Below are 25,070 nucleotides of genomic sequence, written 5' to 3' on the forward strand. Positions count from 1 at the left end.
TAAAATCTGGAAAAATCTGGCAGAAAACTTTTGATGTTCGCGAGCCTACGACTACCCGACCACATCAATCAGTTTGACTTTCCGACAATAAACATATTTTTATTATTCGAAAATCCCATTCTTGTGTTTGAGAGATCAGAATGAAGCTTTTCATCGCCGGACTTGACACAGAGACCAACACATTTTCACCGATGCAAACCGGCCTTGAGGCATTCTCAGAGAATCTCATTGCTTACGGCGATGCGACCCAGAAACCATTGAACTGTTGCTCATCGCAGCTTTTTGTCTGGCGTGATGCCGCACAAAAAAGAAGCTGGCGCGTTGTTGAAAGCCTGTGCGCTGTCGCAGAACCGGGCGGGCGGACCACGCGTTCGGTCTATGAACATTTCCGTAAAACAATTCTCGATGATCTGAAGGCAGCCATGCCCATTGATGCCGTTATGCTGGCTCTTCATGGCGCGTGTGTTGCAGACGGTTATGACGACGTGGAAGGCGATCTGATTTCACATATTCGCGCACTTGTCGGCGCTAATATCCCCATCGCTGTAGAGCTGGACCTTCACTGTCACATCACAGATGTCATGACCACAAATGCATCTATAATCATGACTTATAAGGAATACCCACACACCGATATCGAAACAGTTGCAGCCCAGCTTTTTTCCCTATTGGCAAACACACTTGAAGGCCAAACCCGACCAACCATGGCCACATATGATTGCCGCCTCGTCAGCATTTTTCACCCACATAAAGCTCCATTGCGTGGCATCGTCGATCGCATGAAAGACATGGAAGGCCAGGATGGCGTGCTTGCTGTTTCCTTCGGACACGGCTTTCCATGGGGTGATGTTGCAGATGTTGGGGCTAAAATGCTCGTTGTCACCGATAATGATCCAGACAAAGCTGCACGCATTGCTGAAAATTTTGGTCGGGAAATATATAACGCACGCGAACCAATGCGCGGCGAGTATCTGACAATCGACGATGCGCTGGATCGTGCCATTGCTATAAAGCACGGACCAGTGGTGCTCGCCGATGTTTCGGATAATGCTGGTGGCGGCGCACCCGGCGATTCAACTTTTATTTTGCGCCGCATTCTTGAGCGCGGCATCGAAAATGTTGCTTCTTGCCTCTATTGGGACCCTGTTGCAGTACGCATGTGCCGCGAGGCTGGCGAAGGCGCAATTTTGGATTTGAGGATCGGTGGCAAAATAGGAAAAGTATCTGGCGATCCACTCGACCTCACAGTCAAAGTCAGGCGAGTTGCGTCTGGAGTTACTCAGCATTTCGGACCAACATCGCTTAGCATTGGTGATGCCGTATGGGTTAGTGCAGGCAGCATCGACATCGTTCTGAACACGGTGCGCACGCAAACTTTCCATCCAGAATGTATGTCCGCATTGGGGCTCGACCCATCCAAAAAGAAGATAGTGGTGGTCAAATCCAGCAACCATTTCCGGGCTGGTTTTGAACCTATAGCGAGCGATATTCTTTATGTTGGAGCGCCGGGCGCATTGCAGCCTCGTTTCGAAGACTTACCATTTACCAAGCTTACAAAGCCATATTGGCCACGCGTCGCCGATCCACTGGCTCAGTAGCCAGTCACTAAAACCCGCAAGACGATCGCTCGTAGAATGGATTGCGTTTCAATGACATATTGATTACGCGCTCGTGTTCATTGAATAGTTCTATCACCGCGTAAGCTGGGTTAGTCTCGCTTATCGCACACCTCCACGATCTGGTCGAAGGCGAATTGGAGACGTCAAGAATGAATGATGCGAAATCCAGCCTCGGCGACATTCTGCGAGACATTCGCAATCGCAACCAATGGACGCTCGCCGAAGTAAGCGCGATGACAGGGCTGGCCGTATCGACACTCTCCAAGGTCGAGAATAATCAAATGCAGCTCACCTATGATCGGCTTATTGAGCTTGCGCAGGGAATGAACATCGACATTGCAGAGCTTTTTGGCACAGTCGCCAGCCCCGATGCGACATCAAATGTTATGGGCCGTCGCACATACACGAAATCGGGCGAGGGAAAATCGATCATTACGCAGAACTACGATTACCTGTATCTCTGCACCGAAATATACAAGAAGGCGATGGTGCCTATTCTGGCGGTCGCACATGCCCGCACTCTCGAAGAGTTCGGCCCGCTTATCCATCACAAAGGTGAAGAGTTTTTCTACGTCGTCGAAGGTGAACTGGAACTGCACTCGGAGATCTATGCACCTTTGCGCCTCAAGAAAGGTGACTCTGCGTATTTTGATGCAATGACGGGTCATGCCTATTTGAGTGTGAGTAAAGAACCTGCACAAATCCTATGTGTCTGCTCCACACCGGAAACTGAACTGGTTTCCACGCTCGTCAACCAGCAGACGATTAAGTTCAAGACCAACTGAGCAGAAACTCTCGTATCAATGCATCATTTCGCAGAATAGTTTGCGAAAATTATGTTTCTTATAAGAAAATAAATTGATTGCCTTTCAGAGCTGTGCGAACTTGCACCGACTACCTTCGGGTACAGCTGAATTAGCTGGCTGAAACTATGCATGCGGCCGGCACCACTGTTGGAGACAACATTGTCTGACCATGCGGCAATCGAAGATTTCAATCGCCCAATACCAGCCGACCTTCCTACGCCTTATGTAGAGATCGACGAAGAGCGTTTGATGCGTAATCTCAAGGCGATGCAACAGCGGGCCAACCAAGCTGGCGTCGCTTTACGCCCTCATATCAAGACCCACAAAAATCTTGCAATCGCGGGACGACAGCTTGAACTCGGAGCAATTGGCGTCACAGCCTCCAAACCGGAAGAAGCGCTTGTTTTTGTGGAAGCTGGCGTGCCGTCGGTGACAATTGCATATCCAATCGTCAGGTCTGAATCCATTGAGCGACTTGTTAAGAGTGCAAAAGTCCATCAGACCGAACTCCAGTTCATTGCGGCTCATGAGATGGGTATTGAAGCGATCGGGGCAGCGGCTCAAACGTATGGTGTAAAACTTGGTGTCTTTCTAAAAATCGATGTTGGACTAGGTCGCGTCGGCGTTAAGCCACAAGATCCCGCAACAATCCAATTGGCAGAGAAGATTGCACGCCACCCTCAACTTACATTCACAGGACTACTGTCACACGCTGGGCACTCTTATGGCAGCAAGTCCGTCGAGCAGCTGACAAGCATTGCCAATAAAGAAGCGCAAGACCTGCTCGAACTTGCAGAAAAATTGAAAAAGTCAGGTATCGAAGTGCCCCACATATCGGTGGGCGCAACACCAACCTGTCTGGGCGCAGCTATCCCAGAAGGGATTACTGAAATACGGCCCGGAAACTACGCCTTTCTGGATCGCACTGCACTTCGTTTGGACATCGCATCTTCGGATGACTTGTCGCTCTCGGTAATTGCAACGGTCGTCGCCCATAACGACCATCATTTCATCGTTGATGCAGGTTCAAAAACTCTGTCATCCGATCTTGGCGCACATGGCTCTGGTGGCAGTGGTTTCGGGATTGCGGTCAATGTGAGCGACGCCACCCAAGCTTGGGAAGTAGAGCGCCTTTCGGAAGAGCATGGTTTCGTTCGTTTTCCCGATACGCCACCGGCGATCGGTAGCCGCGTTCGCATTTTCCCAAATCATTCCTGCGCGGTTGTTGCACAGTTTGATCGGGTCATATTGCTCAAGCTTGATGGACGACCGCACATCTTAAAAACCGACGCCAGAGGCCGACAAACCTAAAACGAAAGCTTTCGGCTGGTCGACATCATGCAATCTAAAATAATTGGGAGAGAGTTGAACATGACAAAGGAAGTTGAATGGGCGCGCATGTCCGCCCCTGCCCTTCGTGAAATAGCGGGAAAACCCGGTGCGCTGGCCATCTTACCGATTGGCTCGCTAGAACAGCATGGGCCGCATCTGCCGGTCATTACAGATACGGCTAGTGCTTCGGCAGCATCGATCCGGGCAGCACGTCAGGTCGCCGACGAAATTCCAATCGCTGTCCTTCCCGGGCAATGGCTTGGTATGAGCGAACACCACCTGCCTTTTGGCGGAACGATCACTCTTGATTACGAAACTCTCAGCCGTGTCATCCGCTGCATTGTGAGATCGTTGAAGGCAATCGGTTTCTCGCGTCTTTTTATCGTTAATGGTCATGGCGGCAATATTGATCCACTTGCTGTCGCTGCCCGTGAACTTGCGGTCGAATTTGGAATGCCGATTGTCGTCACCACACCTTGGATGCTGGCAAACGAAGACGCAGCCAAAATCTTCGAGGTCGATAGCGGACCACACCATGCTTGCGAGGGCGAAGCTTCTGTTATGCTCGCGATTGCCGGTGATGCTGTAAAGTCCGAAATGTTTGGTCAGGCCTTTGGCAATCAACAACACCCTATTGATTTGCCAGCAGATGTTTCGCGTTTCTACTCATTTGCAGAGCGCGCACCCATCACCGGAACGTGGGGTGATCCACGCAGCGCCACTGCCGAAAAGGGCGAAAAATTCCTCGATCTTCATGCACGAGAAATTGTGAAACTGATCCGCAATGAAGTGCTTTGGACCAAACCCGACCCCGTTTGGACGGCAGGACGCGGCCTTGGAACAACTGAAGGCAGAACCGAATAATCGGCGACAACAGCCAAATAATTAAGAGGGAACAAACATGATAATAAAATTAAAAAGAGCGCGTCAGACTTTACTCTCATTGGCAGCAGCGGCAGCACTTTCCGGGGTGGCACTGGCCCCGACTATGGCCAAGACGCTTGTCTATTGTTCGGAAGGTTCGCCCGAAGGCTTTGACGCCGCGCTCTATACTACCAACAGCACATGGGATGCTTCTGCCGAGACGATTTATGATCGCCTGACCGAATTCGAAAGCGGCACAACGAATGTCGTTCCGGGGCTGGCCGAAAGCTGGGTTATATCCGACGACAATCTCGAATATACACTGAAACTACGTCAGGGCGTGAAATTCCACACGACAGACAGTTTCACTCCAAGCCGTGAGTTCAATGCGGACGATGTGCTTTTCACTTATAATCGGCAGCTCGATAAACAGCATCCCTGGAATAACTATTTCGTGGGTGCTGGTTGGGAAATGTTCAATGCAATGGACATGCCGACGATTATCAAAGAAGTCGTCAAAATTGACGATCACACCGTCAAATTTGTGCTCAACCAGCCCGATGCTTCACTGCTTGCAAAGCTTGCGTTGAATTTTGGTTCAATCATGTCTGCTGAATATGCAGAACAACTGGGCAAAGCCGGACAGCGCGAGGATCTAGACCATAAGCCTGTCGGTACCGGGCCTTTCCGTTTTGTTGATTATCAAACCAACGCAGCAATTCGCTTTGCTGCAAATACTGACTATTGGGATGGTGCTCCCAAGGTAGATGATCTGATTTTCGTGATTGCAACAGACGCCTCCACCCGTATGCAAAAGTTGCAGGCAGGCGAATGTCACATTGCTGCCTATCCCGCTCCGGCCGACGTTGCAGACTTGAAGAAAAATCCAAATCTCACTGTGATGGAACAGCCCGGACTGAACGTCGCTTATCTGGCGATGAACACACTGGATGCACCATTTGATAAGGTGGAAGTACGCCGTGCATTAAACATGGCAATTGATCGCAAAGCCATTGTTGATGCGGTTTATCAGGGCATGGGTCAGGTTGCACAAAGTGTGCTGCCATCAACCATGTGGGGCTATAATGCTGACATCAAAGGGTACAGCTACGATCCAGCTGCAGCAAAGAAGCTTCTTGATGAAGCTGGTGTCAAAGACCTGAAGATGAAGATATGGGCAATGCCCGTCAGTCGGCCTTATATGCCGAACGCCCGTCGTGCAGCAGAATTGATGCAAGCAGATCTCGGCAAAGTCGGCATTAATGTGGAGATCGTTTCTTATGAATGGGGCGAGTATCTCAAAAAGGCGCGCGACAAGCAGCGCGATGGCGCAATCGTTTTGGGTGGAACCAGCGATAACGGCGACCCGGACAATCTGTTGAGCTATTTCTTCAGCTGCTCAGGTGTTGGAGGAAGCAACAATGCGAATTGGTGCTACCAACCGCTTGAAGACATTCTGCAAAAAGCGCGCGTGAGCTCGAATAAGGATGAGCGCACTAAACTTTATCAGGAAGCGCAAGCCATCATCAGCGATCAGGCGCCTTGGGTACCATTGGCGCATTCAACTGTCGTGTTGCCAATGTCGAATAAAGTCAAAAACTATGTGATGGAGCCACTCGGATCACATCGTTTCGAGAAGGTCGATATTGAGGAATAAAGACTGCCTCTGCCTATAATCGATAAGCAAAACGGGACCGAGGACAGCAATTATAAGAGCTGTCCTCGGGCATAAGACTCAGTATCAGCGCATCATAGCAGCGACATTACCACCATCGACCGTGACCACCGCACCGGTTGAAGTACGCGCTGAAATGAGATGCAGAAATGCGTCCGCCACATCATTCGCCGAAACTTCTCGTTTGAGCAGATTACCACGCATATAGACTTCCGGCGTCACACCACGAGCCTGCGCACGCTCTTCGACCATTTCGTCAGTCATCAGGCCTGTGCGGATACGATCTGGATTGACGGCATTCACTGTAATTCCATCCGCGGCATGTTCCAGCGAATACTGGCGCATCAGGGCCATCAGTGCTGCTTTTGAAGTGCCATACGGGCCGAAGTCGGGACCCGGATTGACCGCCTGCTTGCTCACGTTGAACACGATGGAACCGCCGGTTTCCTGTCGCTTCATAACATTGACGACAGCGCGAGCGATGTAATGATGGCTCCAGAAGTTGAGATCGAATGCCGATTTGAACAAAGCATCATCAACTGACGTCAGCGCTCCCTGAAAAGCCGCCCCGGCGTTGGAAACGAGAATATCAACGCCACCAAAAGCTGCAACGATGTCAGCAATGGCCTTCTCCGCGGACTGGGGGTCTGTCAGATCGCAAGCGATAGCTTTGCCACCTAGTCGCTTGGCTTCGGCTGCCACACGTTCTGCATCAATATCAATCAGCGCGATTTCGGCACCTTGCTCCCGCAGACGTTCTGCAATGGCAAGACCAAGACCGCCTGCCCCACCAGTTACAACTGCTACCTGACGGGTCAGCGGCTTCTCGGTCTGTTTGGCGAGTTTGACCTGCTCTAGCGACCAATATTCAATGTCGAAGAGGTCTTCTTCGCTCAGGGCCTCGAATTGATCAATTCCCTCAGCACCGCGAATGACTTCGATAGTAGCTTCAGCCACATCCGCACCGATGCGCGCCGCGTTTTGCGTTGGCCCCGCAGCAAACAAACCAATACCGTCGATATAGAAAACCCGCGGCATCGGGTCGAGCATGGTTTTACCACCACCAACGCGCGCATTGTTGCGCTCAAAATACTCTTTATATCCAGCGACATAAGATGCAACGCTGTCTTTGACAATCTGTGCCCAGCTCTCAAGATCATGTGCGTAAGGAGCAGGAAGCGATACACCATAACGCTTGATATGGATGACGTGCTCCGGCGTTGCGTTGCCGCGGCGAACAAGATCCGCAACATTGGGCGCTCCGCAGAAATCAAGGATATCGTCATTCGAACGATGCTCCACGATGAAACGGCGCGGACGACCTTCTTCCTTGCTCGAAAGCGCAATTGCTCCGCGCAATATCGGCGCAATATCGGAGACAGAAGCGAGCTCATGCCTATGCTCGCTTTTGCTTGCATGACCGAACGGTTGCGGATTGCCTTCAGCAATCCGTTTCTCGGCCCGATCAATTGCTTCGATCATATTTTCATAGGCGATGCGGGGATCTTCCGACCATGTGAAAATGCCATGTTTAAGCAGGATCATGCCCGGAGCATCCGGGCGCTCAGAAAAGGCTTTCTGACAGGCTTTGGAAAGATCAAACCCTGGCATGACATAAGGCACGATAATCATCTCGGGAAAGAGTTCGCGAATGATCGATTCCCCGTTTGGTTGATTGGTCAGCGCGACAATTGCATTGGCATGGGTGTGATCGACATGCTTGAACGGAAGAATTGCATGGAGGATCGCTTCGACGGACGGATTTGGTGATGACGGATCGAGCAGCAGGCGGCGCTGCAGCATCACCATATCGTCATCGCTAAGCGTATCGTAATTGACCATAGCTCTCAGGCGTTCAAGATTGAGCGCGGGCAATCCTGCGGGCTCGATCTTGCCCATATCCCAACCACTTCCCTTCACACAAAGCACTTCAACCGGGGTGCCATCATGGTCATTCAACACCGTCTTAACTGAGGTATTACCGCCGCCATGAAGAACGAGCTTTGGTTCCGAACCCAGCAAGCGCGTGGTATATGTGCGGATGGCCACATCGCGATTGATACCCGCTTTCTCATATGCATCAACAATTGCGTTGAAATCCGCATCCGACCAATTCGACTTCATCTGCCTACTCCTCAGTTGGCAATCTGTGACCCTCAAGTCGCAGACATAGAAAAGCGCTCACGGAAAGTGTGTTTTTCCATGGCAAAACAATAATTTATGGAGACATCTCCTCACCGGATAACAATTGACACTATATACTGACATTAGTCAACTTCCTTCATTGGCTTGTTGATTAAAACTCGTTTCTGTGCGAACCAGATCAACGGTTAACATCAGGAAATCAGTATGACATCGGACGATCTGACACCGTCTACGCATGCCATCCCGGCTGAATTTGATGACGCGATCGTATGGGCTGCCTGGCTTTATTATGAAGACCAGCTCACCCAGAACGATATCGCGAAGAAGATGGGAGTTTCGCGCGCGACCATCGTCAATTATCTGCAGGAAGCACGGCAGCGGGGGGTGGTGCGGATTCTGATGAATTCGGAGATACTCACCCGAACCGAGATCGCCCAAAAACTCGCAACCCGGTATGGTTTGGACGAGGTCCTAGTCATTCCCAGCGAAAAGGCAGCCTCCCCAGAAGCACGACTTCAGGCGCTGGGAACCGGCGGCGCACGCCTCATTGAACGTATGGTCAAACCGGGCGATACGATCTGCGTGTCCTGGGGGCGAACCGTTCTGGCAATCGCAGATGCGATCTCGCTGCCTCGCCCCATCGAAGGATTGACCGTCGTTCAGGTCACGGGCTCATCGATGGGCAAACGTGAATTTGCTGCAGAGCTTTGCACCTCGATAATGGCCCGTAATGTCGGTGCAACCAGCGTAAACATGCTGGCTCCAGCGATTTTGAGCAGTGCTGGCTTGCGCGACGCATTGATGGGCGAACCTGCGCTTAAACGGCAATTTGAACTAATTGCTCAGTCAGACATGATTGTCTTTGGCGTTGGCGGACTATCATCAGAAAGCACGATGCGCATTGCCGATGTCACCAGCGACGAAGAAATCGACGCCTATGCCAAAGATGGTGCGGTCGCGGTATTGATCTGTCGCTTCCTCGACAATGACGGCAAGCAGGTCATTCGTGAACTCGACAAGCGCGTCATCGGCATCGAGCTGGATGAATTGCATCGGGTTCCGCGCAGGCTTTGTGTGGCGGGTGGTTCGCGCAAGGTCGAAGCGATCCGCGCAGTTTTAACCGGCGGCTACGCAACCCACCTCGTTACCGATTTTGAAGCAGCAGAACTGCTGCTCGCGCAATAAAGCAAAAAGCGGCGGGTCGTTTTAATAACCCGCCGCAGTTTTAATTACTGCTTGATTGGCGCAGTATTCATGAAATTCAGTGTATCCTCAAACGAACGGATACCGGCATCTGAACCAAGTCCTGTGGCAACCAATGCTGCGGATGCCTGCGCAAAATTCAGTGCGGTTTTCACATCCATTTTGCGGTGCAGTGCCGTGATGAAACCTGCATCGAATGCATCTCCGCAACCTGTCGTATCAACCACTTCAATCTGGAATGCTGGCTGACGCAGAGCCGCGCCAGTTGCATCCAAGAAGCATACGCCATCACCACCAAGCGTGAAGACACAATGCTTCACGCCGCGTTCGGTAAAGAAGTGTCCCGCTCCTTCGACATCAGCTGCGCCCGAAATCTGCTTTGCTTCCTCAATAGAGGGCATGAAATAATCAATATGTGGGAAAAGTGGAGAGATCAGATCGAGAGTACCATCATTGGCTCCCAAAAGATCAAAGGTTGTAATGCGCCCGCGCGCCTTGGCCTCGGCCAGCAATTTACGGCTTGGTTCACCATCAAGTTTTGCCAACAGACCGGTTCCGCCCAAATGAATGATTGGTGGTGCCAGAACTGCATCGAGCGCGCTGTCAGCAATTTCAAAATGATCTGACGCGCCACGTGCATGAAGTGCCGGGCGATCACCGTTGCGACGGATATTGAGAATAGTCGAAGACGTAGGAACGCCTTTCAGACGCTGCATCTGCGCAACGTCTACGCCAAAGCGCTGCAAAGTCGCCAGTACGAAATCAGCCTTCTCATCGTCCCCCACCGCCCCAACCGCAAGGCAGTTTAGACCAAGCTTCGCCAGATCGACGACTGTTCCGCCAGCGGTTCCCGCAACTGTCAGCCGGATTTCATCAATAAACTCGACATTACCGCCCGGTGGAATTGCATCAACCGGACGCCCGAGTACGTCGAGAATATAAAGCCCTATAACGGACACATCGTGAGACATGAGATCCTCCCAGATTTCAATTGGGAGCGGTCTGTGTAAACAACACAGACTGCCCAACACTATTCAATTTCAACAGTTGATGGTTTTGCTCATCAGGCTTGCTTTAAGTCCTGTCGCGCAACGCGAAGATCGTGCCAGCAAGCAGGATGAAAGCCCCAACGATTGCCAGCTGCAGCGTGCTTGGAATGCCCACAAAGATCAGGACGTTACTGACAAGCGTTATCAATAAAACGCCCAGCAATGTCCCTATAACCGATCCTGAACCGCCGGTGATACGCGCTCCGCCAAGGACCACCGCTGCAATAATTTCAAGCTCCATCCCCGCAAGGTCGAAAGGATTGGCAAGACGATTGCTGGAGACGTGAACCACACCCGCAATACCCGCCAGTAAACCTGCATAGGCAAAGACAAAAATACGGACACGGAAAAGGTTGATCCCAAGTCGCTCGGCGATGGATGGATTACCACCAACCGCGAAAATAGCACGTCCCATCAATGTGCGTTCAAGGATAAACCACGTCACAAAAGCTGCGACCACCAAAACCAGCACAGTGGCAGGCAGAACGGATACGACGCCGTTCGATGCACGATGCGTGAACAGCGACGCTTTACCGAATGCGTCCATCGCTGCCGGAATATTCATGAAAAGTGCAGTGCCGACGAAGGTCAGAAGGAAGCTTCGGATCACATATTGCGTGCCGATCGTCACGATCAGCGAAGGCGCTTGCAGCTTTTGCACGAGAAAACCATTGAGCGCACCAAAGCAGGCACCGCCGAGAGCAGCTAACACCAGAATGAGAGCCATCGGCATTTCTGGAAACAGGTTCGTCACCAACATTGTCAGCGCATACATGACGAAAGCAGCAATAGCTGTAAACGAGACGTCGATACCACCTGATGCGAGAACGACAAGCACCCCCATCGCAAACAAGCCGCGCACGACGGATGCGCGCAGGATATCAACCAGATTGCTCATCTGCAGAAAATCAGGGTTGGCCGCGATAACCACAAAACAAGTAATGACTGTCAGCAGAAGCGTAAACAGTTCCGGTCTGGCACCCATCAAGTCCCAAAGCCGGAGCAGTATGCCGCGCTCTTTCGCGCTGGCCTTTTCTACCGATACGATGTCGGTCATTGCGCGATCTCCTTTGCAGTGCTGGCCATGGATGCATAGATCGCGTCTTCGGTCAGTCCATCGGCATTGTGTGTGGCAACGATACGTCCCTGCCGCATGACGAGAATGCGGTCGCAGTTCTGCAAGAGTTCAGGCAGATCGTCGCTGATAATGATGACACCCATTCCATCGTCAGCCAGACGCTGGATGATGCGGAAGATTGTATCCTTGGAACCGACATCGACGCCAACCGTCGGACCATGCAGGATCAGAAGCTGCGGATTGATGGTCAACCAGCGCCCAATCAGAACACGTTGCTGATTGCCACCGGATAGAGATTGAACCGGGATCGTGACATCAGGTGCAACAATCTGAAGATCGGCGACACTATCTTCCGCAACCTTTCTGGCACGTCTTCCACTGATCATGCCCAGCGCATTGCGCAAACGATCAAGAACCGGAAGCGTTATATTGTCCTGAATAGGCTTTTCCAGAAACAGACCTTCCGTAAGCCGATCTTCGGGAACATAGCCAATGCCAAAGCGGATCGCGTCAGCTGCCGATTGTGGCGCGATTTCTTCGCCGTTCAACCGGATTTTGCCAGAGCTTGCCGGCACAACACCAGCAAGCGCCAGCGCCAGTTCATTGCGACCTGAGTCAAGCAGACCAGTCACGCCAAGGATTTCGCCTTTCTTCAGCGAAAGCGAAACAGATTCAAAATTCTGTCCGTCACCTAGGTGTTCGACGTCCAGCATCACATTGCCTAGTTTAGGGTCGGTGCGATATCGGGTTTCACTGATTTCGCGACCTGTCATCCAATGGCTGAACTCAGCCTTCGTATGTGTTGCTACATCAAGTTCAGCGACTTTCAGGCCATCACGCATGATGATTGCACGACCGCCGAGTGACTTGCACTCATCAAGCTTATGCGTGACGAAAAGGACAGCAACTCCTTTGCTAAGCAGCTTTTCGACAACGCGCAGAAGATTGACAACCTCCTGTCGCGTCAGTGAGGTCGTCGGTTCATCCATGATAACCAGACGTGCCTCGGAAGCAACCGCGCGTGCGATTGCAATAAGCTGTCGCGTAGCAAGCGGCAATGTATCTGTTCTGCGTTTCAGGAAGGCGTTATCGGTTGGAAGATGCACTTCCGCCAGAGCACGGCGCGCTGTTTCATTCAGTGCCGAAACATCGAGCCTGCGCGCAAGTTTCCCGGACGCTTCGACGAGCTGCTCGGTGAAGGCGACATTCTCGGCAACCGAAAGGTTCGGCAATAGCGACAGGTCTTGATAAACCGTCTCAATACCTGCGCGTAAAGACCCGATGGCACCAATGTCGCCTGCGCGGGCGCCTGTTGGTTCGCCGTCGATATAAATCTGCCCCTCATCGGCAGGCTGCGCGCCGGAAAGGATTTTGATCAATGTGCTTTTGCCACAGCCATTTTCACCCATCAGGTGATAGATTTGGCCCGCTTCGATAACAAGGCTTACTTCCTTGAGCGCTTTGACGCCGCCAAAGGATTTCTTGACGCTTCTGATCTCAAGAAATGGCGGTGTTGATGCAGGTGTTGAATCTGTAGCGTGCATGGAAATTTCCTGAAACTCTCAGACACTTCTGCGCCGTGCATTTTCTCAAGGCGCGAACTGGTTGGGTGCGATACCGCAGTTCCGGGGCCGCTGTGGTGCTACAGCCCCGGAATATTATCGGACAGGCGGCGCGCTTCTTAGAACGGGAAGTTCTTGTAGTTGGACTTGTCCACGTCTACCCATGCCTGACCCTGCATGATGACGCCCTTGCCCGGTCCCTTAATCACCGTCATCTTCTCATAGCCAGGAACACCAAGGTCCATACCGTCCTTGATTTCCTCACCCTTGAGAACCAGATCGGCGACCTTGTTCATGACATAGCCCGCGTCTTTCGGATCCCAGAAGAAGATCTGATCGACGGCACCGCTTTCGAGATATGGGCCGGTATCCTTTGGCAGACCAAGGCCATAAACGCAGGTCTTGTCCTGCAAACCAGCTTCTTCAACAGCGCGGCCGATACCAATCACATCGATAGCCGATGAGCCCTGGAAGCCCTTGATATCGGGGTATTTGCGTAGGATTTCCTTAGCCTTTTCATAGGCTTTGTTGGCATCGTTGAAGGATTCATTCTTCTCGGCAACCAGTTCCATATCTGGATACTGTTTTGCGTTGGCAGCACCTGCATCAACCCACTGATTATGCGTAAGGCTTCCGAGCGAACCTACGAATGAAGTCCATTTGCCAGACTTACCCATGCAGTTTGCGAGCGCTTCATTGATACGCGTTCCGAATGCCTTGTTGTCGAAAGCTTCGATGTCGACATCAACATTGGTCAGGCTGTCACCTTCGTGTGCGATGACCTTGATGCCACGCTGGGCAGCACGACGCAGCACGCCTTCAAGTGCCGATGGGTCCATCGGTACTACGGCAATTGCAGACACGTTCTTTGCAACGAGATCTTCAAGAATACGAGCCTGCTGTGCAGCATCTGCCTTTGCCGGACCGACCTGGCTTGCGCTGACATCGGCATTGTCTTTGCCAAAGGCATCGACGCCTTCATTCATGCGTGTGAACCAGTTTTCACCGGTTACCTTCACGACAGTCACGATGGTTGGCTTATCCTGTGCAACGGCAATACCGGCCATCGCAACACCTGCGAGCATTGTGCAAGCAGCCAGTTTGGAAATTATACGCATGCTTCTCCTCCAATTATAATGATGCTTATTGTTGAGTTTCATTCCTGATGACCAGCAAAGTTCCTCCCGCTGGACATCAGGGAATTGGTTATCTTCTTAGTCGCAACCAGTAGCCCAGATGCACGCGTGCCGAAGCCAGCAGCACCAGAAGCAACACACCCCAGGCAAGGTCGCGGAAGAAATTGGAAATGTTCATGAAGTTGAACAGGCTCGAGAGTATCTGCAGTGCTGTTGCGGCCAGCAGCACGCAAAGAACCTTACCGTAGCCGCCTTCCGGTTTAACGCCGCCGAGCACCGCGATAAGAATAGCGATCAGCACATAAGAGCCGCCGTAATCCCACTTCACGGATGAATTGCGCGCTGCAATGATGATACCCGCGATTGAGGCCAGTACGCCGCAGATCGTGTATGTAATAAGCAGCATACGCTTTTCGTTGATGCCGCCATAACGCGCGGCTTTTGAATTGCTGCCCATCAGCATCAGCTTCACGCCGAATGGCGTGTATTTCAGAAGAAAAGCCAGAAGAGCGGCAATTGCGAGAAACAGTGCAAAGCACATCGGAATGCTTAGCACCGGCATGTTGCCGAAATTATCCAGCGGCTCGATATAGCCAAGGCTGATCGCAGAACCATTGGTCAGGAAGACTGCTACGCCCGTGAAAACCAGCTGTGTGCCAAGGGTCGCAATCAGCGGCGTAAGCCGTGCATAGGCGATCATGATGCCGTTGATGAAGCCGCCAACGAGGCCGACTGCCAGTGCCAAACCGGCAAAAGTCCAAGAAAACAGAAGCGGTGCATCGGCAACCGGAATAAGGTTTCGGGTCAACAGGAAGGCAACAATTCCTGCGAGATTGGCAAGCGCAATACCCGAAAGATCAATGCCACCGTTTCCCGAGATCATGGCGAGCATAACACCCAGCGCAAGCAGACCAAGCTCAGGCACCTGAGCGGCCATGGACTGCAGATTATAGCTATCCATGAAATTGGCGCCGGCAAAAGCCGCGCCAGCAGCCAGAACTGCGCAATTGATCAAAAGCAGAAATAGAGTCTGCCTATCCACGCCATACGATGACACGTCGTCTCCTCCCGGTATTCAGGGGCTCTCACCCCTTAAATGAGCCAGCAATCCATCAGACTTTCGGCCTGAATGATTTATGCCACCTCACACTGACATTTGTCAGCCTATGCTGTCGCTTGTCAACACATTTTGTTTTTGGTCTTTCAAAAGCCCGGATTCGCGGCTTTTCTGGCCCATTCACTCTGGTCCAGGAGAGCCTTCCTCCTAAGCTCAACTTCAACGTTAATCAAAATTCTTACATTTGTCGATTGCCTATCGAAAAATGTAAGAATTTTGAGGTGCGTAATTACACTTTCGGAGAAACATCTCAATCAAAGGCTTCAAATTTCCGGCCACTTCTAGACAATTGGATGCCGTTTTTATCCGTCAAAACGACGCAATAAGCCGATCCGTTGGCGCGGGAAATCAAGCCGCGCAGCAAAGACGATTAAAGACACCATTAAGAAGGGTGGTGGTTATTTTCTCTGTATCTTCGTGACCGGATTACTTTCGCCAAGGGCGCGTTTCACAGCGGCACGCGCCGAAGCCAAATCCGGCATAACCCAGTTCGGCTCGCTGCCAAGAAACTTATCGAGAAACGCGATCGCATAGCCTGGCATTTCCGAGACATTTTCTTTGTAAGACCACCATGTCCGAAGCTCATCGGCACATTGGTCGATATCCGGCACCGTGCCAAACTCCTGCTCCTGCACAGCGGCAATCGCACAGATGCAGTAGTTGGTGTAGAGAAAACCTTCCGGCCAGAAGCTGATGATCTCGTAAAGGCGGGCAGAATCGCCTGTGGCATGTTTCGGCGGTGAAACGACCTTCGCTGGCGACAAACGGATGAGCTCGCGCAACACAAGACCTGCAGCAAAAGTAATGAAATCTTTGCGGTCCACTTTGGCAAAACGCTTATTCTGATTGACCAGCTCTACCCAGTTCAGGAACGCCTCGGTGAGCTTCTTTTCATCAATGTCGTATTCAACGCCATAGAGCTCATGCAACAGAGCAGCATGTTTGCGAAATGTCGCCCTGAACCAGCGCAGCTGGCGCAGTCGATGGCGCAAATCAGGCATTGATGCCATTTGTTCTCTGAGTACCAAGTCCATGTTGCGAGCGACCTCCCGTTTGCAAATGACATTATTCGAAACCGATAGAAATGTCAGTCTTCATTCGTCTTCGAATATCGGAAAAATTATACATATTGACATTCAAGAAGACAAATGTTCTCTAATTGATGAAAGACGAACTCGGAAAATATCCTGTTCGTCCTTCGTGGGAGGAGATCAAAAATGGCTATCTGGCAATGGGCTTTGCTGGCGCTTGCTTTGCTGTGGGGCTTTCAGTCGCTGGGCGTATGGTTCCAGATGCGCCACTATTCCGATGTGATGAAGGGCATCACTTCGAAATATTCTGACGGTTTTGTTGGTGCGGGGCATATTCGGGGACGCTTCGGCAAAGGCGTCATCGTGTTGATCGTCGTAGACCGCAACTTGGTGGTGCGACGCTTCCTGCAAATGAGCGGACGGACGGTTTTTGCACAATTCAGCCGCCGCGAAGGCTTCGAGGGAATGCGCCTCAGCGAATTGCAGGACAATCCCGCAATTGGAGAAGGAACGCCTGAAGTGGTGGCTGCTGCCAAACAGGCGATGGAGCAGATCGGTCGCATAAGAGATCAATCCGATGGGATCGAACTCGAAGGTCTGAAGGCAGTGGGAGCATAGGAGTTGCTTGCCTGAAACAAGCAATCGAGGAGGAACAATGTCGATAGTGACGATGTTGGCACAACATGCCGACACAACGATGCAAACAATACATATGGCTGGCAGCATGATTTCCGATGCCGCCCTGCACGGCAAACACGCCGCAGAGCACACAGGAAATGACTTACTACAGCTTGCACAAGCGACCACCACCGCGCCGGGCGATGCTGGCAGCGGCGGAATTACCGTCGATCAGTTCAAAGAACGACTTCAGAACGTCCAGCAGGAAGAACAGCTTGGCTGGCTTGCCTCTATCGGCAAGCACTTCATTGGCGTCTTTCAGAAAGGTGGCGAAGTTTTCGCCGGATTTGTAACTGGTATCATCCCGACACTCGTCGTGCTGATGACAGCGTTTTACGCCGTAACTGAGCTGGTCGGTGAAAAGCGCGTCCATGGCCTCGCACGCAGCGCCGGACGTATCGCGCTTACCCGCTACACGGTTCTGCCAGTGCTCGCGGTCTTCTTCCTGACCAACCCAATGGCTTATACATTCGGTTCATTCCTGGACGAAAAATACAAGCCTGCTTTCTATGACGCGGCTGTGTCCTACGTTCATCCGCCGCTGGGTCTCTTCCCGCATATCAATCCGGGCGAGTATTTTGTCTGGGGCGGCGTGCTCGTTGCACTTCTCGAACTTGAGAAGAAAGGTGCTGTTCCAACAGGTTATCACATCAACGTCGCCATCTGGTACGCAATCGTTGGTCTCGTCGTGATCCTCCTTAAAGGCATGCTCACAGAACGCATCACCGCCATCATGGCGCGGCGTCAGGGCATTGAGCTTTAAGCGGGAATTGGGGAGGACGACATGGTAAAGACCTATAAGGCAGTTAAGATTTCCCGCGGCTCAAATGGCTGGGGCGGACCACTAGTCATTCAGCCAACCGAGCAGCGTAATAAGGTGGTTTCGGTCACTGGCGGTGGCATCCATCCACTTGCACGCCAGATTGCTGAGCTGACCGGCGCGGAAGCCGTTGACGGTTTCCGCTCACCACCAATCGAAAGCGAAATGGCCGTCGTGGTTGTCGATTGCGGAGGTACAGCCCGTTGCGGCGTCTATCCACGCAAGCGCATTCCAACGGTGAACATTACGCCGGTTGGACAATCCGGGCCTCTCGCACAATTCATCACCGAGGATATTTATGTTTCGGGTGTGAAGCCAGAGAATATTGTTCCAGCTGATGGTTCGGCCGCCGCAGCTCCTGCTGCAGCAGCCGCAGAAGAAGAGGCGCCTGCGCCGGTAGAACTGCCAAGCGAAGGCGGTATTGTCGGCCTCATCAGCAGCATTGGTCGCGTGATGGGTCGTGTGGTTGGTATCTTCTTCCAGGCTGGTCGCCGCACAATTGATCAGGTTATCCGTAACGTTTTGCCATTCATGGCTTTCGTAACGATGCTGATCGGCCTGATCCTCTACACAGGTATCGGTGACATCCTTGCTCAGCCGCTCGGACCGCTTGCCAATAACATTGTTGGTTTGCTGGTGCTTTCTGCAATTTGCGGCCTACCGTTCCTTTCTCCAATCCTTGGACCAGGTGCGGTTATTGCGCAGGTTGTTGGCGTGGCTATCATCGGGCCACAGATCGCAAACGGCACAATCGCCCCGGCGATGGCCCTGCCAGCACTGTTTGCCTACAACACACAGGTCGGTTGCGACTTCGTGCCGGTCGGTCTGGCACTTGGAGAAGCGAAGCCGAAGACCATTGAAATTGGTGTTCCGGCAGTTCTGATCAGCCGTCAGATCATGGGCCCACTTTCGGTTCTGATCGCATGGCTCGTCAGCCTCGCAGTGCTTTAAAACTCTGAGCCTGCCGCGGCAGAAGCGGCGGCAGGCATTTTCCCAAACATGTACAATATCGATGTTCCTGATTGACTTTCGTGGGCATCGAACGACTATACCAAGAAAGGACCGCCTCTATGTCGATACATCTGAAAACGCGGATCACCGCGATCGGCCCGGAAGTAGCGGATCTCGCCGAAGGCGGCGTTCTCATCCTGTTTGCTGACGGCTCGCCACCTGAACTGGCAGAAGTATCTGTTCTTCACGTCGTGGAAGAAGGTCCTGAAGCATCAGCTCCCGCTATTGGAGCAAAGATAACCATTGGTTCTCTCAAAGCAGAGATTACTGCCGTTGGCGAAAGCGCCTGGCAGAAGGTGCGCGAAATCGGGCACGTCGTTATTTCCTTCACAGGCGCGAATTCAACTGATCGCCCCGGTGAAATCTGTGCCAGCGAAATAGCAGGTGAAGACCTTGTCGCTGCTCTCAAAGAAGGGCAGATTATCACCATCGACGGCTAGAAACTGGCGATCTCTGGAATAAGAATTGCGTGTTAAAACAGACAATTGAGATGATTTTTACGTCATGGATGTGAAATCGTTTAGTTGTCGATTTGAGGCTTACATAAATGGAACGCTCGACTATCGTCCGGGTGCATGAGGGGCTGCATGCGCGCCCTGCAACTCGCTTTGTTAAACTGGCCAAAGGTTTTGAGAGTGACATCGAAATTGCCAAAGCCGGAAAAAGCGTAAGTGCCAAAAGCTCCGTCAAGCTGATGCTGCTTGGCGTAAAAGAGCTCGATGAAGTGACCGTTCGTGCTGATGGGGCAGATGCTATTGAAGCCATTGAAGCTTTGGTAGGCTATCTGGAGAACCCCCAGGCTGGCCTTGAAGAAACTACAACCCCGACAACTCCAACTTCTGAGGCTACGCCTAAAGCTGAAGTCGCCCCGCAGCCTGCAATCTCGATCAAGCTTCCTGCTGGTCAGATAAAGGGCGTGGGGGCCAGCGAGGGCATCTCTTTGGGAACAGCTTTTCCGTTCTTTCCTGAAGAGATCAAACCTTCGGGCCGAAAACTCGCAGCATCTGAAATAGACGCCGAAATTGCCCATTTCAAATCTGCAATCTCAATAGTGCAGCAGCGCATGGATGCTTCCCTCTCCAGCGGCAATCTCGCTGACGCAGATAGGGGCATCATCGCCGCATTAAAAGATATTGCTGCGGATGATAGCCTGACCGATGAAGCGCTTGGGCTAATTCGGGACGGCCTTGACGCAATTTCGGCCATGCTCGCTGCTGCTTCAACGGTAGCCGGCCAATTTGCGGCACTTGATGATCCGTATCTCAACGCGCGCGCGGATGATGTGCACGCTGTCAGCCGCCAGATTTGCCTGGCTCTGCTTGGTAAGGAAGACATCAATCTGGAAGGCCTGCCGGAAGGCTCGGTCCTTATTGCCGAAGACATCGGCGCTTGGGATCTGGCGCGCGCGCCGCTCAAGAAGATCAAAGGCGTTGTCTGTGGCCACGGCGGCGCAACATCGCATGTCGCCATTATCGCCCGCACGCACGGTATTCCGGCGGTTCTTGGCCTTGGAAGTGCAGTTCAACAGCTCAAGAATGCGAAAACCGTAGCAGTGGATGGAAGTTTCGGCATCGTTCATGCCGATCCGGATATAGCCACCCGCGACGAAATCGAAGCGCGCATTTCCAAAGCGCTACAGGAAAAGCAGGCGCTAGATGCCTACCGCTCCATCACGCCGCGTCGCGCTGACGGAACAATCATAGAAGTGGCAGCCAATATGGGTGCGCTGGAAGAAATCGATGTTGCCCTCGAAGCCGGTGCGATGGGCGTCGGGCTTTTCCGCACCGAACTTCTGTTCATGAAGCATATTCACTTGCCTTCAGAAGATATGCAGACAGAAACCTATACGGCACTTCTGAAAGCTTTCGCACCAAACTCCGTAATCGTTCGCACGTTGGATATTGGTGGTGACAAGCCGATTGCGGGGATTGAGTTTCCCGAGGAAGAAAACCCTTTCCTTGGTTGGCGCGGCATTCGCATGTGTCTGGACCGCCCGGATGTATTCAAACCGCAATTGCGGGCGCTGTTACGTTCAGCGGTTAACGGCAATCTCAAAGTGATGTTGCCCATGGTTTCGGATGTTGAAGAAATTCGTGCGACCAGGCGCCTTATCGCGGAATGCATCACTGAGCTTAAAACCGAAGGCAAAGCATTTGCAGAGTTTGATCTTGGCGTAATGATCGAGACACCTGCGGCGGTTTTCACTGCGCGAGAACTCGCAAAAGAAGCTGCTTTCTTCTCCATCGGCACCAATGATCTAACACAGTATGTGATGGCTGCGGATCGGCTCAATCCAACCGTTGCGAAGCTCAATGATGTCAGTCATCCGGCTGTAATGGCTGCAATCGAGATGACCGCGAAGGCGGGAACGGAAGCAGGCATCATGGTCGGCATGTGCGGTGAAGCAGCTGGCAAGCCCGAGCTCATCGGCGAATTCATTCGTATGGGATTGACCGAACTCAGTATGAGCCCTGCTTCAATTCCCCGTGCAAAAAAGCATATCGCAGATATGTTTGGCAGCTAAACTTGACCTGCAAGCACTTATAAGATGCCCGGATATTACTATCCGGGCTTTTATTTTATGGAAGATGAGCGATCAAAGTCTGGAACAGTATTTCGAGCTGAGCCTCATCGCGGTCTTCTGCAGCCTGCACGAGACGATCATGGCGTACATCCAGCGCCAGAATGGCGCTTTCCAAAGAATCGACGCCTGCCAGATCTGCCGCTTTTGCAGTTGCCAGACCACAAGCGACACCAACGGCCGCAAAGCACGTTGTTTCAAATCTGCGCAGCGCCTGCGGGTCGCAATGACCATCCATCGAGATAAACCGTACTGGTCTTTCTTCAAGCAGCTCCAAAAACATAGCCGCGACAGTTTTGGCCGTGGCTGCAATCTTCGTATCACCAGCTTCTGACGAGAAAACGCTCTTCAACAACGAGCCATGTTTTTGCATCATTCTGGCGTGGACCGTGACAAATGTGGCTTCCTGAATCAGCACATTCTGCAATTGATGACGGCGGAGCACGTCTTTTGTGAGGTAATACATATCCTTACGAAAAGCGCGTGCGCCCTCCGCACCAGCGCCGAAATAAACCGACAGGCTTTTCACATGCGGCGCGCTGTTGTGCACATTTGGATTAGACGAAATCAGCGAAATCGAAATTGTTTCAGCCGTTGTCAGCGCCTTATCCATCACGCTTGCGGCGTGTCCCAGCAACAATTCCGGCGACACGATTTCTCCCGGACGTGTCGTTGATTGTTCGACCTGCAAACTTTCATGACGATTGCGACGAATCATGTATCGAACCTCCCGCAGGCGGTCCTTCAGGTTGACTGCAATTTCTTCCGAAAGAATGCGTAACATGTTCATTTTCCTCAACTGCAGCGCCATCGTAACAGGATGCAACAAGCACATGAATTATTGTTTGCCTTCGCGTGGAAAAGCAATAGTTTCGGTGTAAGAACACTACTTCTATAATGTAATAATACGCCAATAATTTGAGGGACAGTTTTGAAAAAAGCCGGCAAGAAGACGCAGAAAAATCCGGAAGCGGCAGACCTCATCATTGGATCGGAAGGTGTGGCCGCGGAAAACCGTACAAGCCGACTGCGAACCCGCGCTGCGTGGATGTATTACGTCGAACAAATGACCCAAAATGACATCGCAGAAGCGCTGGGTGTCGGCCGTGTCACTATCGTTCGCCTTCTTGCAGATGCGCGCGCTCGCAATGAAGTAAAAATTACGATCGAAGGCAAGCTGGCAAGTCTGACATCATTGGAAGTTGAGCTTGAGAAAACTTTCGGGCTTGAGCGCGCCATTGTCGCGCCCCTCTCTTCGGCTGACATTGATCCAATACCACCGATCAGTGCGGCAACAGGCGCATATCTTTCGGAAAAAGTGCAGCACGGCATGACGATCGGCGTGGGCTGGGGCCGCACACTTTCCAGCACCCTGCAACATATCGGTGCCCGCCCGCTCAATGATCTCAAGGTAATTTCTTTGCTTGGCGGCATCGTGCAACCGCGTCGTTCAAACCCACCGGAATTTGCGTGGCAGTTTGCGCAGATTTTTCAGGGTGAAGGCTATCTGATCCCCGCCCCTGCTCTGGTCGACAGCAAAGAAACGCGGATCGCACTTATCGAGCGTTGTGGGCTGAATACCGTGTTGGACATGGCCGAAGAACTCGATATGGTTTTGCTCAGCGTCGGTGATATTCAGACTGCGAGCAGCACGTCATATCGCGTGGGCCTGATCGATGAGGCGCAGAAACTGTCACTGATAGAGAACGGTGCCGTCGGCGACGTGCTGTTTCACTTCTACGATAGAAATGGCAAGATCGTTGATGATCCAGTGCATGACCGTGTCATGTCGGCCAAAATTGAGAGCCTTCAGAAAACGCCGCAACGTATTCTTACATCAGGCGGCAAAGAGAAGATCGCAGCTCTGCTTGGCGCAGTGGAGCTTCTGAAGCCAACTGTTCTCATCACTGATGAGGAAAGTGCTGCTGAGATGCTCAGAGCGCAATCCAATTAAATGCAAAAAGCACATCGTCGCAAAACGATGTGCTTTTTTGATTGCCGCATTTGCGACGAAACCGGCATCAATTGGCAGCTGCTGCGCATTCTTTAAGGATTTGCAGCACCGCAGCCCGCTCTTCGATTTGTGGCATATGTCCACAACCTGCAAAAATGTGGACGCCCATCTTCCCCGGCAAACCATGAGCATGAGCAACCGGGATAACACGGTCTTCGACACCGAAGATAAGCCGCACTGGCATCGCTAGCGAAGCAATGCTTGAGCGTACCTCGAAGGTTTGCGTGCCATCTGCAAAGAACCGCGCACCAATTGCTTCCTGCGTATCGCGCAGTTCTGCATCCGCAGCCTGAGTAACGGTCGCATTGATGAAAGGTCTTGTCAGATGGCTCTCATCAGCGACGAGCAGTTTCAGCCAGGGAACGATGCTGGCTTCGCTTTTCGCGCCGACGAGACCCGTTATAAATGCCCCATTGACCTGTGGTCCCAAGCCGCCCGACGAAATGAGCAGCAGCGAACGCACATCGACAACACCGCGAGCCGCGGTGACAGTTGCGACCGCTCCACCAAGTGAATGTCCGACCAGAAGGCAGGATGTTACACCCAATGACGCAAGCGTTGCCTCCACGCTTGCTGCAATCTCATCTATGCTTTCAGGAACGACGCGTGGTGAATTGCCGTGTCCCGGGAGATCGAGTGCAAGGATTGGATGACCAAGCGATGCACCGGCAAACAATCCACGCCACGAATTGAGATCAGCTGCATAACCGTGAATCAGAACAACCGGCAAACGGCCAGCTTCCCCCTCACGCAGCCAGACTGCATTGAGCTGTCCAGGTGCAAGCGGTTCAGCAGTGTTTCTCACTGGCGGTTTAGCCGCAACCGCAGCTATGGCAGGCTTCGCAATGCTGATATTGCCTTCAACGTCCTTTTTCTGCACACGACCTTTCGGACCTGAGCCTTGAACGGATTTGAGATCAATACCTGCCTCACGCGCAAGCCGACGAGCGAGCGGTGTTGCCCGAACATCATTGGCTGAACCCGCTTCATCGTCTTGGGAGGACTGGGGTTCAACCTGTTTCGAAGCTACCGGCTCAACAACCGCCTCCACCTGAGCAACAGCGACAGGTTCTTCAACAAGCGGAACCGACTTGCCGTTACGCTCTTCACCTTCAGCATAAATCCAGGCGACAGCTTGACCGACGGGTACAACAGCCCCTTCCTCAGCAGTAATATCTGCGATTATACCGGATGCTGGAGCATCGACTTCCATCGCCGCCTTGTCAGTCTCAATTTCAAAGAGAAGCTGACCTTTCGTGACGGTATCGCCATCTTTAGCAAACCATCGCGAAATCTGCCCCGTCTCCATATCCATATCGACCTTGGGGAGAATGACTTCCACAGCCATG

The 25,070-nt window shown here is 52.2% G+C and carries 21 protein-coding genes; 12 read left to right on the forward strand and 9 right to left on the reverse strand.

The window, feature by feature from the left end:
- The first annotated feature begins 140 nt into the window (after positions 1–140).
- From ABWV94_RS14065 to ABWV94_RS14085, 5 genes are all read left to right on the forward strand, one after another.
- Positions 141–1,598: a M81 family metallopeptidase gene (locus tag ABWV94_RS14065; protein ID WP_353413949.1), complete on the forward strand. Its 1,458-nt coding sequence runs from the start codon at positions 141–143 to the stop codon at positions 1,596–1,598.
- Positions 1,599–1,768: 170 nt separating this feature from the next.
- Positions 1,769–2,404, forward strand: a complete 636-nt coding sequence (locus ABWV94_RS14070) for a helix-turn-helix domain-containing protein (protein ID WP_353413951.1) — start codon at positions 1,769–1,771, stop codon at positions 2,402–2,404.
- A gap of 180 nt (positions 2,405–2,584) precedes the next feature.
- Positions 2,585–3,736, forward strand: a complete 1,152-nt coding sequence (locus ABWV94_RS14075; protein ID WP_353413953.1) for an alanine racemase — start codon at positions 2,585–2,587, stop codon at positions 3,734–3,736.
- Between the two features lie 60 nt (positions 3,737–3,796).
- On the forward strand, positions 3,797–4,621 hold the full coding sequence (locus ABWV94_RS14080; protein WP_353413955.1) for a creatininase family protein: 825 nt from the start codon (positions 3,797–3,799) through the stop codon (positions 4,619–4,621).
- Between the two features lie 37 nt (positions 4,622–4,658).
- A complete protein-coding gene (locus ABWV94_RS14085) occupies positions 4,659–6,278 on the forward strand; it encodes an ABC transporter substrate-binding protein (RefSeq protein ID WP_353413957.1) in 1,620 nt (539 codons plus the stop codon).
- 84 nt (positions 6,279–6,362) lie between these two features.
- Here ABWV94_RS14085 and ABWV94_RS14090 read toward each other — a convergent pair whose 3' ends face one another.
- Entirely contained in the window at positions 6,363–8,420 is a 2,058-nt protein-coding gene (locus tag ABWV94_RS14090; protein ID WP_353413959.1) for a bifunctional aldolase/short-chain dehydrogenase, read from the reverse strand.
- 225 nt (positions 8,421–8,645) lie between these two features.
- On the opposite strand from ABWV94_RS14090, the gene ABWV94_RS14095 reads away from it, so the two are divergent.
- Positions 8,646–9,626, forward strand: a complete 981-nt coding sequence (locus ABWV94_RS14095) for a sugar-binding transcriptional regulator (protein WP_007878586.1) — start codon at positions 8,646–8,648, stop codon at positions 9,624–9,626.
- A 44-nt stretch (positions 9,627–9,670) separates the two neighbouring features.
- Here the strand turns inward: ABWV94_RS14095 and ABWV94_RS14100 are convergent, their stop codons facing one another.
- The 6 genes from ABWV94_RS14100 to ABWV94_RS14125 form a co-directional block, all read right to left on the reverse strand.
- Positions 9,671–10,615 (reverse strand): carbohydrate kinase family protein, encoded by a 945-nt coding sequence (locus ABWV94_RS14100; protein WP_113499120.1) that lies wholly within the window; start codon positions 10,613–10,615, stop codon positions 9,671–9,673.
- A 103-nt stretch (positions 10,616–10,718) separates the two neighbouring features.
- A complete protein-coding gene (locus ABWV94_RS14105; RefSeq protein ID WP_007878579.1) occupies positions 10,719–11,750 on the reverse strand; it encodes an ABC transporter permease in 1,032 nt (343 codons plus the stop codon).
- Positions 11,747–13,315, reverse strand: a complete 1,569-nt coding sequence (locus ABWV94_RS14110; RefSeq protein ID WP_113499118.1) for a sugar ABC transporter ATP-binding protein — start codon at positions 13,313–13,315, stop codon at positions 11,747–11,749. The genes ABWV94_RS14105 and ABWV94_RS14110 overlap by 4 nt, the downstream gene beginning before the upstream one ends.
- Before the next feature lie 137 nt (positions 13,316–13,452).
- Positions 13,453–14,451: an autoinducer 2 ABC transporter substrate-binding protein gene (locus tag ABWV94_RS14115; RefSeq protein WP_007878576.1), complete on the reverse strand. Its 999-nt coding sequence runs from the start codon at positions 14,449–14,451 to the stop codon at positions 13,453–13,455.
- 88 nt (positions 14,452–14,539) lie between these two features.
- Positions 14,540–15,526, reverse strand: coding sequence for an ABC transporter permease (locus ABWV94_RS14120; RefSeq protein ID WP_007878575.1), 987 nt, complete (start codon positions 15,524–15,526; stop codon positions 14,540–14,542).
- A 458-nt stretch (positions 15,527–15,984) separates the two neighbouring features.
- Complete coding sequence (locus ABWV94_RS14125; RefSeq protein WP_113499116.1) at positions 15,985–16,620, reverse strand: hypothetical protein; 636 nt, start codon at positions 16,618–16,620, stop codon at positions 15,985–15,987.
- A gap of 183 nt (positions 16,621–16,803) precedes the next feature.
- Here ABWV94_RS14125 and ABWV94_RS14130 point away from each other — a divergent pair, with 183 nt between their 5' ends.
- The 5 genes from ABWV94_RS14130 (at position 16,804) to ptsP (ending at position 21,650) form a co-directional block, all read left to right on the forward strand.
- Positions 16,804–17,235 (forward strand): transcriptional regulator GutM, encoded by a 432-nt coding sequence (locus tag ABWV94_RS14130; protein ID WP_064321575.1) that lies wholly within the window; start codon positions 16,804–16,806, stop codon positions 17,233–17,235.
- Positions 17,236–17,272: 37 nt separating this feature from the next.
- Entirely contained in the window at positions 17,273–18,058 is a 786-nt protein-coding gene (gene srlA / locus ABWV94_RS14135; RefSeq protein ID WP_113499114.1) for a PTS glucitol/sorbitol transporter subunit IIC, read from the forward strand.
- Positions 18,059–18,079: 21 nt separating this feature from the next.
- Positions 18,080–19,066 (forward strand): PTS glucitol/sorbitol transporter subunit IIB, encoded by a 987-nt coding sequence (gene srlE / locus ABWV94_RS14140; RefSeq protein WP_079213027.1) that lies wholly within the window; start codon positions 18,080–18,082, stop codon positions 19,064–19,066.
- Between the two features lie 119 nt (positions 19,067–19,185).
- Positions 19,186–19,566, forward strand: coding sequence for a PTS glucitol/sorbitol transporter subunit IIA (locus ABWV94_RS14145; protein WP_007878564.1), 381 nt, complete (start codon positions 19,186–19,188; stop codon positions 19,564–19,566).
- 107 nt (positions 19,567–19,673) lie between these two features.
- The gene (ptsP, locus tag ABWV94_RS14150) at positions 19,674–21,650 is read left to right on the forward strand and encodes a phosphoenolpyruvate--protein phosphotransferase (protein WP_353413963.1); all 1,977 of its coding nucleotides are present in this window, start codon (positions 19,674–19,676) and stop codon (positions 21,648–21,650) included.
- 55 nt (positions 21,651–21,705) lie between these two features.
- Here the strand turns inward: ptsP and ABWV94_RS14155 are convergent, their stop codons facing one another.
- The gene (locus ABWV94_RS14155; RefSeq protein ID WP_113499110.1) at positions 21,706–22,491 is read right to left on the reverse strand and encodes a hypothetical protein; all 786 of its coding nucleotides are present in this window, start codon (positions 22,489–22,491) and stop codon (positions 21,706–21,708) included.
- Positions 22,492–22,638: 147 nt separating this feature from the next.
- Between ABWV94_RS14155 and ABWV94_RS14160 the strand changes: the two genes are divergently transcribed.
- Positions 22,639–23,661, forward strand: coding sequence for a sugar-binding transcriptional regulator (locus ABWV94_RS14160; RefSeq protein ID WP_113158384.1), 1,023 nt, complete (start codon positions 22,639–22,641; stop codon positions 23,659–23,661).
- A 67-nt stretch (positions 23,662–23,728) separates the two neighbouring features.
- On the opposite strand, the gene ABWV94_RS14165 is transcribed toward ABWV94_RS14160, so the two are convergent.
- Positions 23,729–25,069 (reverse strand): acetoin dehydrogenase dihydrolipoyllysine-residue acetyltransferase subunit, encoded by a 1,341-nt coding sequence (locus ABWV94_RS14165; protein ID WP_353413965.1) that lies wholly within the window; start codon positions 25,067–25,069, stop codon positions 23,729–23,731.
- Position 25,070: the final 1 nt, after the last annotated feature.

This window comes from Brucella sp. NBRC 12953, assembly GCF_040369775.1.
Taxonomy (GTDB): Bacteria; Pseudomonadota; Alphaproteobacteria; order Rhizobiales; family Rhizobiaceae; genus Brucella; species Brucella pseudogrignonensis.